12 protein-coding genes are annotated in these 12,336 nt (G+C 54.9%); 1 reads left to right on the top strand and 11 read right to left on the bottom strand.

Annotated elements, in window-relative coordinates:
• Nucleotides 1-78: 78 nt before the first annotated feature.
• From QQJ87_RS04690 to QQJ87_RS04670, 5 genes are read right to left on the bottom strand one after another with little or no spacing between them, the layout of a single operon-like run.
• The gene (locus QQJ87_RS04690; protein ID WP_431310073.1) at nt 79-930 is read right to left on the bottom strand and encodes a M48 family metallopeptidase; all 852 of its coding nucleotides are present in this window, start codon (nt 928-930) and stop codon (nt 79-81) included.
• Nucleotides 931-959: 29 nt separating this feature from the next.
• A complete protein-coding gene (locus tag QQJ87_RS04685; RefSeq protein WP_284280269.1) occupies nt 960-2,135 on the bottom strand; it encodes an MFS transporter in 1,176 nt (391 codons plus the stop codon).
• A gap of 8 nt (nt 2,136-2,143) precedes the next feature.
• Entirely contained in the window at nt 2,144-3,250 is a 1,107-nt protein-coding gene (gene aroC, locus QQJ87_RS04680) for a chorismate synthase (RefSeq protein WP_284280268.1), read from the bottom strand.
• A 52-nt stretch (nt 3,251-3,302) separates the two neighbouring features.
• A complete protein-coding gene (locus tag QQJ87_RS04675; protein ID WP_284280267.1) occupies nt 3,303-4,340 on the bottom strand; it encodes an NAD(P)/FAD-dependent oxidoreductase in 1,038 nt (345 codons plus the stop codon).
• Between the two features lie 15 nt (nt 4,341-4,355).
• Nucleotides 4,356-4,838, bottom strand: a complete 483-nt coding sequence (locus QQJ87_RS04670) for a CBS domain-containing protein (RefSeq protein ID WP_284280266.1) — start codon at nt 4,836-4,838, stop codon at nt 4,356-4,358.
• Nucleotides 4,839-4,978: 140 nt separating this feature from the next.
• On the opposite strand from QQJ87_RS04670, the gene QQJ87_RS04665 reads away from it, so the two are divergent.
• Entirely contained in the window at nt 4,979-5,293 is a 315-nt protein-coding gene (locus tag QQJ87_RS04665) for an Mpo1-like protein (protein ID WP_284280265.1), read from the top strand.
• 5 nt (nt 5,294-5,298) lie between these two features.
• On the opposite strand, the gene der is transcribed toward QQJ87_RS04665, so the two are convergent.
• Genes der through QQJ87_RS04635 form a run of 6 tightly spaced genes read right to left on the bottom strand, consistent with a single transcriptional unit; the run spans nt 5,299 to nt 12,245 of the window.
• Complete coding sequence (gene der / locus QQJ87_RS04660; RefSeq protein WP_284280264.1) at nt 5,299-6,624, bottom strand: ribosome biogenesis GTPase Der; 1,326 nt, start codon at nt 6,622-6,624, stop codon at nt 5,299-5,301.
• A 35-nt stretch (nt 6,625-6,659) separates the two neighbouring features.
• Nucleotides 6,660-7,811 (bottom strand): outer membrane protein assembly factor BamB, encoded by a 1,152-nt coding sequence (bamB, locus tag QQJ87_RS04655; RefSeq protein WP_284280263.1) that lies wholly within the window; start codon nt 7,809-7,811, stop codon nt 6,660-6,662.
• 3 nt (nt 7,812-7,814) lie between these two features.
• On the bottom strand, nt 7,815-8,456 hold the full coding sequence (locus QQJ87_RS04650) for a YfgM family protein (RefSeq protein ID WP_284280262.1): 642 nt from the start codon (nt 8,454-8,456) through the stop codon (nt 7,815-7,817).
• Nucleotides 8,453-9,796, bottom strand: coding sequence for a histidine--tRNA ligase (hisS, locus tag QQJ87_RS04645; RefSeq protein WP_431310078.1), 1,344 nt, complete (start codon nt 9,794-9,796; stop codon nt 8,453-8,455). Before hisS ends, QQJ87_RS04650 begins: the two co-directional genes overlap by 4 nt.
• A gap of 34 nt (nt 9,797-9,830) precedes the next feature.
• Nucleotides 9,831-11,078, bottom strand: coding sequence for a flavodoxin-dependent (E)-4-hydroxy-3-methylbut-2-enyl-diphosphate synthase (ispG, locus tag QQJ87_RS04640; protein WP_284280260.1), 1,248 nt, complete (start codon nt 11,076-11,078; stop codon nt 9,831-9,833).
• A gap of 3 nt (nt 11,079-11,081) precedes the next feature.
• Complete coding sequence (locus tag QQJ87_RS04635) at nt 11,082-12,245, bottom strand: helix-turn-helix domain-containing protein (RefSeq protein WP_284280259.1); 1,164 nt, start codon at nt 12,243-12,245, stop codon at nt 11,082-11,084.
• Nucleotides 12,246-12,336 lie beyond the last annotated feature (91 nt).

Here is a 12,336-nt window from a genome sequence, read left to right as displayed (position 1 = left end):
AATCGGACCCCGAATCTGCCTCCAAGTGAGGCGAAAATTACATTCAAGTTAACTTGTTATTATGCCATATCGGCCTGCCTACTGGGACCGCTTTCTTGCCTGCTCGTACAAGGGGAATACCCTTTGAGAGTACACCTCAAGGTCCTGCATGCGCCGTTCAGGTGACGGATGGGTAGACAGCAGCTCGGGCGGTGCACCACCCCCTACCTGCTCCATTTTCTGCCAAAGGCTGATGGCCGCTCTCGGGTTGTAGCCCGCTCTGGCGGCAAGCTCTACTCCAATTCGATCCGCTTCGGTTTCATGCTCCCGACTGTAAGGCAGAGCCACTGTCACATTCAGAACCTGACCAGCCAGATCACTGACACCCGCCGACAAACCCAAACCGGCTGACAAGATGTTCAGCCCGAGATTGGTTGCCATTTGCTGTGAAACTCGCTCGCGTGTGTGTTCGCGCAAGGCGTGGGCGATCTCGTGACCCATCACTGCAGCCAGTTCATCGTCGGTCAGGTTGAGCTTCTCAAGCAAGGCCGTGTAGACCGCAATTTTTCCGCCCGCCATACACCAGGCATTCAATTCAGGGGAAGTCAGCACATTCACCTCCCATTTCCAGTTGGGGGCATCGGCCCGAAAAGCGCCTGTCTGCGCGATCAAGCGCCGTGCAACTGCCCTCACCCGTGTCACTTCCTGTGGGTTGCGGTTCAGTTTGCCCTCTGCAGAGGCCTTGGCTAGCACCTGCGCATAGGCCTTCTGGGCACTGGCGTCGACCTCTTGGGAACTCACCAACACGAATTGCTGTCGGGTCACGCCCACTTCACCGGCATTGGTGGTTTGCGTGGTCAAACAACCGCTCAAAGGCAGCACCAACAGGCTACTTACGCCCATCAACAGGGCACGCTTTGTCAATCGGACAATCAGGCTCATCGAATTCATTCAGGACATTCCGTTTTCTATCACAATATTTAAATCGATTTATACATCAATTGACGCAGGTGCAAACCAATCAACAAGGCGACAAACCCCGCACAACCTGCCATGCCAAACGCCCACTGGGGTGAAATGGATGACCAGACCCATCGGCCTGCAAACGTGCCTGCTGTTCCGCCCAGCCCATAGGCAATGGTGGCATACAAGGCCTGCCCGCGAACCCACAGCTTGCGTGGCAATTCATGACGCAACCAGGCCACACAGGCTGTGTGATGCGCCGCAAAGGTCAGGCAATGCAGACTTTGGGAAAAAGCCACCACCCACCACAATTCAGGATACAGGGCCACCAACCAGAAGCGCACCGCGCAGGCGGCAAATGAAATGCACAGCCAGTTCACCAGTTTCAGGCGATGAAAAACATGAGACTGAAGCGCGAAGAACCCGACTTCGCACAGCACGCCAAACCCCCACAGCAGGCCGATGGAAGATTCGCCATAACTGAATTTGAGCAGATAAAGCGACAGGAAGGCGTAAAAGACGCCATGCGCAAAAATCATGAAAAAGCCGCCCAGCCAGAACAACTGCATTCGGCGAGGGCCCAACATGTGTCGGAGCAACTGCGGCCATGACGGTGCACCCTGCCCGCCCTGGCCTTCCGGGTCAACGTGGTGATGCACAGGCTCTCTGAAATTCCAGGCTGCAGTAACCGCCAACACCAGAGTGGCCACCGCCCACAACGGATAACTGTACAAGCCGAAATGCTGCGCATATTGCCCAAACAGCACCACACTGGCGATAAAACCCAGCGAGCCAAACAAACGCATCCGTCCGTATTGCCCGGCAGACCCACCGCAACTGTCCATCGCATGGGAATCTGACAAAGGCACCAGTCCTGAAATGAAAAAATTCAGAATGATCAACATGACCACCAGCCAAAGCGACTGATTAACACCCGCAAAAGCCAAGGCCGCGAACGCCAGACCACCGATAGACCCCAAGCGAATCCAGACCACACGATTGGCAGAATGATCGGCGACCCACCCCCAAAGGAAAGGCCCGAAAATGCGCATCACCTGCATCAACCCGAGCGCCAGGGCGATCAGTTCAAGTGTGTGGCCTTTGAGTTTGAGGTAAGGACCCAGAAAAGGAGAGTACAGCCCGACAAAGGCGAAGTACGCCGCATAAAAGCTGGCGATCCAGCGGGACTGCACGGATACCGCTAGTAGTCAGAACGACCGGCGGGTACAACCGGCGTATCAACCCGCACGTCGGCGCATTGGGCCCTGTGCATCAAGGCGTGATCGATCAAGACCAATGCCAGCATCGCTTCGGCAATCGGTGTCGCACGGATGCCCACGCAAGGATCGTGACGACCAAAGGTTTCGACAACCACCGGCTCACCCGCTTTGTTGATGGAATTTCTTGGCAATCGGATGCTGGATGTGGGTTTGATGGCCATGCGCACTTCGATGTCCTGGCCTGTTGAAATGCCACCCAATACACCACCAGCGTGGTTGGACCCAAACCCGTCAAGTGACATTTCATCACCGTGTTCAGAACCTTTCTGAGTGATGCAACCGAAACCAGCGCCGATCTCCACGCCTTTCACGGCATTGATGCTCATCATGGCATGCGCAATGTCGGCATCGAGCTTGTCGTACAGGGGCGAGCCCCAACCCACCGGCACACCAGTGGCCTGAACACGCAACCCGGCACCACAGGAGTCGCCCGACTTGCGCAGTGCATCCATGTAACTTTCCAGTGAATCCACGACTGTGGCGTTGGGTGCAAAAAACGGGTTTTTAGCAACCTCTTCCCAGGACTGAAACGGTATTTCCACATCGCCAATTTGAGTCATGCAGCCACGAACCACAATGCCAAACTGCATTGCCAGCCATTTCTTGGCGATGGCACCTGCAGCCACCATGGGTGCTGTCATTCGGGCAGAGGAACGGCCGCCACCGCGGTGATCTCGAATGCCGTATTTGTGCCAGTAGGTGTAATCCGCGTGGCCAGGACGAAAGCTGTCCACGATGTTGCCATAGTCTTTGCTGCGCTGATCCTGATTGCGAATCAAAAGACCAATCGGCGCACCGGTGGTGACCCCTTCAAATACGCCAGACAGAATTTCGACTTGATCGCCCTCTTGGCGCTGTGTCACATGCCTGGAAGTACCAGGCTTGCGTCGATCCAGATCCGCTTGCAAGTCAGCTTCACACAGCGGCAAACCTGGGGGACATCCATCCACAACGCATCCAATGGCAGGCCCGTGGCTTTCACCGAAGTTGCTGACAACAAACAAATGACCTAGGCTGCTATTCGACATGTTGCGAAATCCAATGATTAAAGGCGCATTTTAACGGATTCTGCCTGTCAAATCAGGCTGAAGAACCGGACAGTTGCGCTTCAAAATGGCGACTGAGTACCTGCCCAAGTGCTTCACCGCTCGAAAATGCGGATTCGGCGCTGCTTCCGCACAGCCAGTCGCCGCATGCAGCCACTGAAGCCGACATGTCAACGAAAAAACGTTCAGTCAAGGGATTGGAAGGCACACCGTACAGCCAGCGGTGGGCGGTCAAATCGAGCGGTTCGATTTGCTTGCCGATCAAGGACATGAAAACGTCCATTAGCAAGTCTGCCACCACTTCCTTGGGATAATCCTTGTGCAGGGAGGACCAGTCTGAGGTTGCTTGCAGAACCCAGCGCTCACCCGCTGCACGACCCGGCTTGGAGGAGTCACGACAAATCCACCCCAAAGGACTGTCCGCCACAAAAGCACCGTCAAAATTGACGGGGGTGCGATTGGCAAAACTGACCATGACGGTCCAGTTCACCTCTGAGGTAACCTGCATGGCCGCATCGGCAAGCGAATCGATTTTGGCCGAAAACAACTGGGCTGTCTGTTCGGCAGGAATGGCCGACACCACAAAGTCGAATCCGCTTCGGGACTCCACCGTGCCATCGGTTTTGACAATTTTCAGGGTGTGGGTGTCGCCTTGACGAACCACCTCAGTTACCTTTTTTTGTAACTGAAGATCCGCATCGCCAGCCAGAAATCGGGCCAGGCTGGTCATTCCGGGGACACCTACCCAGCGGGCGCTTCGGGCTGGCTGCTCTTCAGACTGCACGCCATAAGCCAGATGAACCACGCGCCCGTTCCAGACCTTGGCTGCCCCTGCTGCCTGCGCGGCCTCCATGAGGGCACTGAAGCTGGGCGATCGGGCGTGAATGTATTGGGCACCGTGATCAAAACCCACAGGTGGGTTCAGATCACGGTCGGTCCAGCGCGTGGAAATACGCCCTCCTGCCCCTCTGCTTTTTTCGAAAATACAGACCTGATGCCCGCCTTTGCCAAGTTCTCTGGCACAGGCCAGCCCGGCAAGCCCCGCCCCAATCACCGCGATATTTTTTTTCACTGCGCTCACCAACTGCTATGAGTTTGAACTACTCTCTTCTTCCATAGGCCAGTCACGAATGTAGCCCTTCAACATTTTATTCTCGAAACTTTGCTCTTCAAGCACTGCTTTGGCCACGTCGTGGAATGAAATAACGCCACACAGTGTGGAACCATCCAGCACAGGCAGATAGCGCTGATGGGTTTCGAGCATGAGCTTGCGCAGGGCATCTACTTCCATGTTCAGCGCCGCAACCGTAGGGCTGGGGTTCATCACCTCATTGACGAAAATTTCAGACACAGGCGGGGTGGGCCCGGTGCGATGTTCCTTTTGACGTTTTGCAAGAATCGCAATGACCTCACGAAAAGTCACAATACCTGCGACAACACCTTTGTCCATGACCACCAGGGAACCTACGTCATGCTCGGCCATGGTGACAACGCAGTCAGACAGACGGGTGTCTGGTGTGACAGTAAAAAGCGTATTGCCTTTGACCCTCAATATTTCCTTGACTTGCATCGACCTTCCTCCTTGATGGTTGTTATGTAGACGGCTTGATCTATCGTAACGCATACAGGCATTCTTTCAAGTGCATTTTGAAGCGGCCATTCGGCTACACTACATAAAACACCTAAAAACCGATGCATGGAGACCATAAAATGCCAAAACAGGGCAACCGATTTCAGACTTTCGCCGATTTTTATCCGTTCTATCTGGCCGAGCACAGCAACCTGACTTGTCGCAGATTGCATTTCGTTGGCTCTACATTGGCTCTATTTTGCCTGTTCAAGTTACTCACTGGCGCTGGGCTGATTTGGCTGTTGTACGGCTTGCTCAGTGGCTATGCCTTCGCCTGGGTCGGGCACTTTTTCTTCGAGAAAAACCGGCCCGCCACATTCAAGCATCCGTTGTACAGTTTCATGGGCGACTGGGTGATGTACAAAGACATCATCACCGGAAAAATTCAGCGCTAACTGGCTTATTTTTCTTTGACGAAGGGGTTGGTCGCGCTTCGGAATTCAACCCGCAGAGGCGTGCCAGCCAAATTAAAACGATCGCGAATTTGACCCTCCAGAAACCGCTTGTAGCTGTCTGGAATGGCGTCCAGCGCAGTGCCGTGAACCACCACAATCGGCGGGTTTTGCCCGCCTTGGTGTGCGTAACGCAACTTGGGCCTGAAAATGCCTTTGCGCGGCGGTTGTTGATGCTCAACACATTCCTGGATAAGGCGGGTCAGCTTGGGGGTAGACAACTTGGCGAAGGCAGCCGCGTGGGCCTCGTCCACAGACCGCATCATCGCCCCAATGCCAAATGGCTTTGTGGCTGACACGAAATGAAGGCGGGCAAAGCCCAAGAACACCAATTTGCGATTCAGTTCTGTTTTAATGCGTTCCTTACGGTATTCGTCCAGACTGTCCCACTTGTTAACAGCCAGCACCAAGGCACGGCCTGTTTCAACAATAAAGCCGGCAATCGAGGCATCCTGATCAGAAATTTCCTGCTGGGCATCCAGCATCAGAATGACCACGTTGGCGTCTTCAATGGCCTGCAGGGTCTTGATCACGGAAAACTTCTCAACCGATTCAAAAACCTTGCCGCGCTTTCTCAAGCCAGCCGTGTCAATCAAGGTGTACGGTTTGTCGTTTCTCTCGAAATCAATGTAGATGCTGTCGCGGGTGGTGCCGGGCATGTCAAAGGCGATTACCCGTTCTTCACCAAGCAGCGTATTGACCATGGTGGATTTGCCCACGTTCGGCCGGCCCGCAATGGCCACCTTGATGCGATGACCACCCTCCTCGTCCTCAGGCAGCTCGGGCAACTTCTCGCATGCGAGATCCATCAACTGACGAACACCGTCGCCGTGGCTTGCAGAAATGGTCTCGGGTTCGCCCAAGCCCAATTCATAAAAGTCAGACGCGGCCACCGTGTGATTCAGGCCCTCGGTCTTGTTGACGACGAGAATGACTTCACGACGGGCCTTGCGCAGCTCTGCGGCGATCACATGGTCATGCGGCGTAATGCCCTGACGCCCATCCACAATGAACAGCACGAGGTCGCTTTCGACGATGGCCTGTCTGCTTTGCTTGGCCATTTCGGCAAAAATGCCTTCCTTGGCAACCGGCTCCAGTCCACCCGTGTCAATCACCAGGTATTCTTTGGGACCCATGCGCCCGATGCCGTAATGGCGATCGCGGGTCAGCCCTGGCTGATTGGCGACCAGGGCGTCGCGGGTGCGGGTCAAGCGATTGAACAACGTTGACTTGCCCACATTGGGACGGCCCACCAGGGCAATGACAGGTTTCATGGATACTCTTTAAAAACTCAAACTCGAATGATCAATTAATCGACCGACAACAGGGCGACTTCGCCGCCCTTGGACTGCACAATCAGGCTGTTCTCGCCCGCTGAAACAGGCCCCACCGTAAAGGCTTCCGAACCAACCCGAACCCGCGCAATGGTGTCGCCCGTGTCTCGGCTGATGAAGTGAAGATACCCGTCAAAATCACCCACAGCAACTGCTCTACCGACAGAGAGGCCTACAGTGGGCTTTCTGCGGAGCAAGGTCTTCACGCGCCACACTTCGTCACCGCCATTTCTGGAAAACGCAAACAACTCGCCCGATTCATTGGCTGCAATCAGATAGCGGTCATCGACACTGGCCCCTGTGGGAGATGAAAAGGGCTTTGTCCAGACTGGACGACCAGACACTGCGTCCAGACAACCCACTTTTCCCTGAAAAGTGGCCGCGCACACTTCCCTGAAATTGTAGACTGGCGAACCGGTGACGTCCGAAATTCGCTCAATCTCGGTGGTTCCGGATGGCAGGGCCAACAATCCTTCCCAAACGGCTGTGCCCTTGGCGAGGTCAATACCCACCAGGCGTCCGCCTGGAAAACCGGCATAAACGCGCCCATTTTGAACATCCACGGGTGCATTCTCACGCAATGTCAAAGCAGGCAGCTGACGCTGGAATTTCCAGCGCAACCCGCCCGTTTCAGTGGAATAACTGGCCACAGAGTAATCAATCGGTCTGATCAGAATGGCATCGCCTGCCCCAACAGGTACAGAAGTGGTGTCATCTGGCAGTTGCGATTTCCATTTTTGACGACCATCCACATCGAAACCAATCAGCTGGTTTTTACTGTCAATCACAGCAACCGTGTCCACTGTGGCAGCCACACCGGCCTTCAGTCCTTCCTTGACCTCGACAGTCCACTTGACCTGCCCCGTGCTCTTGGAAATCGCCATCAGGCGACCCTTCGCAGAGGCCACATAGACAGTGTCGTCATACACGGCAGGGGTAAAAACGCCAGACTCCGATTCACCGACTTTGACAGACCAGCGTGTCTTCACTGACAGGTCTTGTTTGAAACTTTTGAGTTCTTCGGGCTTCAGCGGTGAGGATGAAAATGGATTCAGTGAGGAGCAACCGGCAAGCGCCAGTACAACCACACTGACACACAAGGTACGCAACATGTTCACGGGCTTCATGGATTACTCTCCGGCCTTGGGCAAGGCAGCCAGCTTGCGCTGGACAACCTGACTCCAGGGGTTATTGGGTTTCAGTTCTTCAAGTGCCTTTTTATAGGCCTTTGTGGCGGCTTCGTTGTCTTTACGGGCCACGGCAATGTCACCCAGACGGTCCGAGAACAACCCTTCAAAACCAGTGTAGGACTTCTCCGAGACCAGTTTCGTGGCCGCATCAAGCTTGCCTTCTTCGATCAGAATACCGCTGAGCAAAAGGCGTGCAGTGGCGGCGTATTCGTCAAGTTTGGCGTGATCAACCGCCCACTGAAGTTGGGTTTTGGCAAACGCACTGTCGCCCGACGCATAGGCCGCCTTGGCGGCAAGAAGTGCGCCGCGCTGGGCGTAAGGTGAACCGCCATCCTCTTGAACGAGTGTTTGCTCGACCTTCTTAACCAGTGCAAGGTCGTTTTTTGCCAGGGCGTTTTGCAAAGACTCATATCCTTTCACGGCTTGTGAAGCCTGACGGGCCTTCCACCAATGCCAGCCGTTGTAGGCCGCATAAGCGCCGAACCCGATAATGAGCAGGGTCAGAATGAAATTGCCGTATTTGTTCCAGAACGCCTTTAACTCGGCCAGTTGCTCTTCTTCTTCCAGGGTATAACGACTCAATCCTCTTCTCCTTCTCCGTACAGCAGTTGAAACACCGCGTCTGCAAGTTCATCTTGTTTCAGCTCGTGCTGCGACGATTCCTCGCGCAGCAGCTTGGCCATGACAGTGCCATTGGCCAATTCATTCTCACCCAGAATCAGGGCCATGGATGCGCCACTGACATCGGCCTTCTTCATCTGGCTTTTAAAGCTGCCGCCACCGGCATGCAGCACAACTGCAAAGCCGGCATCCCGAAGCTCTTCCGCCAAGGAAAAAGCCCTTCGCGCAGTGCCCTCACCTTGATGCACCACGTAAATATCGAGATCAGGCATGTCATCTGGCTGATTCACCTCGAGATAAAGCTCCAACAGGCGCTCCAATCCAATGGCAAACCCGATGGCCGGGGTCGGCTTTCCACCCAGCACCTCGATCAAACCATCGTATCGACCACCGCCGCAAATGGTGCCCTGGGCACCGAGTCGGTCGGTGATCCACTCAAATACAGTCAGGTTGTAATAATCCAGACCGCGCACGAGGCGCGGATTTTCAATGTATTGAATGCCCGCATCGTTGAGAAGGCTTTTGACACCTTCGTAATGGGCGCGTGATTCATCACCCAGGAATTCGGACAGACGGGGCGCCTTGTTGGCCAATTCCTGCATCGCTGGATTTTTGGTGTCCAGAATGCGAAGGGGATTGCTGTGCAAACGCCTCTTTGCGTCCTCGTCCAGTTGGTCAGCATTGGCCTCAAAGTAGGCAATCAAGGCTTGTCGATGCGCCAAACGCTCGCTGGCTTCGCCAAGGCAGTTGATTTCAAGGCGCACATCGTCCAAACCCATTTCACGCCACAAACGTGAAAGCATCACAATCAGTTCAGCGTCAATGTCTGGCCCGGAAAACCCTAGGGCCTCAACGTCGAGCTGGTGAAATTGGCGATATCGACCGCGTTGAGGGCGTTCATGCCTGAACACCGGCCCCATCGAATACACGCGTTGTGGCGCGGCGTAGGTCAGATTGTGTTCAATGGTTGCCCGCGCAATGCCTGCCGTAAACTCGGGGCGCAAGGTCAGTTCGTCACCGTTGAGACGATCAACAAAACTGAACATCTCTTTTTCGACAATGTCGGTCACTTCACCAATGCCACGGCGGAACAAGGCAGTGTTTTCAAGCACGGGCGTCTTGATCAGACGATAACCATAGGCAGAAAGCCACTCACGGAGCAGCATCTCCAGGTTTTCCCAGTGGATGCCGGCAACCGGCAGCACGTCGTTCATGCCTTTAACGGCCTGAAGTTTGACTGGCTTTTTTGAAGAAGTGTTATCAGCGTTGTCTGCGGTACTCATCAGCGAGGTGTCAATCAGATTTATCAGCCCGTTATTGTCGCTGATTCTGGCCTCAGTGAGAGACCTTCACGTACCTTTGTTCAACATAACGCTGCACAATGGCCTGAAATTCTTCGGCAATGCGCTCGCCCTTGAGCGTTGTGACCCGCTTGCCATCCAGAAATACGGGGGCGGAGGGCGCCTCACCCGTGCCGGGCAAGGAAATACCAATGTCGGCGTGCTTGCTCTCGCCGGGTCCGTTGACCACACATCCCATGACGGCCACTTTCATTTCTTCAACACCGCTGAACTGATTTTTCCAGACTGGCATCTGGTCGCGCAGATAGTTCTGGATTTGCTGCGCCAATTCCTGAAAAACCGTGCTGGTGGTTCGACCACACCCGGGACAAGCGATCACCTGGGGGGTGAATGCACGCAAACCCATGGACTGAAGGATTTCTTGGGCCACGATCACTTCTTTCGTTCGATCCCCATTGGGCTCAGGCGTCAGCGAGATGCGTATGGTGTCGCCGATGCCCTCTTGCAACAAAACAGCCAAAGCCGCAGTTGAAGCCACAATGCCTTTGCTGCCCATGCCTGCTTCGGTCAAACCCAGGTGAAGCGGGAAAGGACTGCGCTTGGAGAGCTCGCGGTAGACGGCAATCAGATCCTGCACTTGGCTGACCTTGCAGGAGAGCAGAATTTTATTCTCGGGCAAACCAAGCTCAATGGCCTTGTAGGCGCTGGACAGCGCGGACTCAATAAGCGCCTGATACATCAGTTGCTCTGGTGGCAAGGGGTCAGCCAGTTGGGCGTTTTCATCCATCATGCGCGCAAGCAATGATTGATCCAGGCTGCCCCAATTGACGCCGATTCGCACTGGCTTGTCATGCTGAATGGCCATTTCGATCATGCTGGCGTAGTTGTCGTCTCGAGATCGGGCAGACCCAACGTTGCCGGGATTGATGCGGTATTTGGACAGGGAACGGGCACAATCTGGAAACTTCTGAAGCAGCAAATGGCCGTTGTAATGAAAATCGCCCACCAGCGGCACCGGGATGCGCATTTTGTCGAGCTGCTCACGAATGTAGGGCACCGCCTTGGCCGCCTCTTCATTGTTAACCGTGATACGAACCACCTCGCTGCCAGCCAAATACAGGGCTTTAACCTGCAAGGCGGTATTCAGGGCGTCTGCAGTGTCTGTGTTGGTCATGGACTGAACCACAACCGGGTTGCCCCCACCTACTTTGACCTCATGACCATTCCACCCAACGATCACTTCGTGGGTGTGCTTACGCACAAGCGGTTTGTTGACAATCACGACTTACTCCAGAGTCAGCCTTGCCACTTCGCCGCGAATGGACGAGGTCAGGTCAACGGGTTTGCCGTTCATGGTCAATTTGACCGTTTTTGCATTGCCCACGATGACTTTGAACGGCGCCTGGCCGCGCACCTGCATGGTCGAGCCGGGGCTGTTCATTTGAGACAAAAGCACTTTGTCGTTGGCATCCCGAACCGTTACCCAACTTTGATCGTCAAAGCTGAATTTCAGGTTTGAATCGGGCTTGCCAACGCCGGCGACGGTTGTCGTATCACCTTGAGCGCTGGCGGGCACTGCCGATTTGGCTGATTTGGTGGAAGTGTCAGCCTCAGTAGCAGCGGGCGCTACCGGAGCAGGTGAAGCTGGGGCTTGGGCCGCGGCAGCAGCCTGCACGGCTTTCTGGTTTTCTGCCTGAATGGCCGGAAACACAGGATTACCGACGGAGGCAGGGGCTGGGGCAGAAGCCGCTGGCGCGGTGGTAGCAGCACTAGACTCAACACCTGGCAACACCGCTTGACCAATAGGAACAGGCTCTGAATTGACAGGCGCTTGCGGCACGGGCTCAACATTGGCTGGCAATGAGGCAACAGGCTGGGATGCCGCCTTGTCGCCATGCCCTTCCATGAACACGGGAATGTAGAAGACGGCCAACACCACCAACGCGGCCAGCACAATCATCAAACCCAGCCGACGCTTGACCGGCTTTCGGTCAAAGCTCAAAGACGACAGGCGACGTGAACTGCTGGGCATTTTGGGTTCGCCACGATTGGGATCGGCAGACGCGCTGGGGGTAGCCGTACCGGCAGGCGTGGCTTCAAATCCGAAAGCACGCAACACGGGGCCTGCCTCAAGGCGGACCACTTTGCAGTAGCTCTTGATGAATGCTTTGGCGAAGGTTTCAGGGGGCAGCTTTTCAACAATGCCGGATTCAATGGCACGCAGCTGGCGCTCGTTGATTTTGGTTTGTACGCTGATGTCCGACAGACTCAAGCCCATCTTCTCGCGGGCTGATTTCAACAATTCGCCAGGGTTTTGCCCCGACTCGAGCAAAGTCAAATTCGGATGACGTTCGGGTGATGGGACCGAGGCCTCAGCAGGTTTTGCGGCATTCAAGTTGTTTTCTGCCCCGTACTTCTCTGGGTCATTCGTGGCACGATTTTCATTCATTGGGTCAAATATCCAGCTGGCCGTGGTTTAAGCATTTAAAAAAGCAATTCATATTCTATGCCATTCTCGAAAGCCGCATTAGACGGCGGCC

Origin of the sequence: Limnobacter litoralis (assembly GCF_030160455.1) — a bacterium.
In the GTDB taxonomy this organism is placed as follows: domain Bacteria; phylum Pseudomonadota; class Gammaproteobacteria; order Burkholderiales; family Burkholderiaceae_B; genus Limnobacter; species Limnobacter litoralis.
The sequence above is the reverse complement of the archived record's forward strand: the minus strand, read 5'-3'. Positions and strand labels throughout refer to the sequence as shown.

Excerpts from the sequence above, each read along its gene's own strand:
- QQJ87_RS04690 (WP_431310073.1), bottom strand. The coding sequence starts at position 930 with ATGAATTCGATGAGCCTGATTGTCCGATTGACAAAGCGTGCCCTGTTG.
- aroC (WP_284280268.1), bottom strand. The coding sequence starts at position 3,250 with ATGTCGAATAGCAGCCTAGGTCATTTGTTTGTTGTCAGCAACTTCGGT.
- QQJ87_RS04670 (WP_284280266.1), bottom strand. The coding sequence starts at position 4,838 with ATGCAAGTCAAGGAAATATTGAGGGTCAAAGGCAATACGCTTTTTACT.
- QQJ87_RS04665 (WP_284280265.1), top strand. The coding sequence starts at position 4,979 with ATGCCAAAACAGGGCAACCGATTTCAGACTTTCGCCGATTTTTATCCG.
- der (WP_284280264.1), bottom strand. The coding sequence starts at position 6,624 with ATGAAACCTGTCATTGCCCTGGTGGGCCGTCCCAATGTGGGCAAGTCA.
- bamB (WP_284280263.1), bottom strand. The coding sequence starts at position 7,811 with ATGAAGCCCGTGAACATGTTGCGTACCTTGTGTGTCAGTGTGGTTGTA.
- QQJ87_RS04635 (WP_284280259.1), bottom strand. The coding sequence starts at position 12,245 with ATGAATGAAAATCGTGCCACGAATGACCCAGAGAAGTACGGGGCAGAA.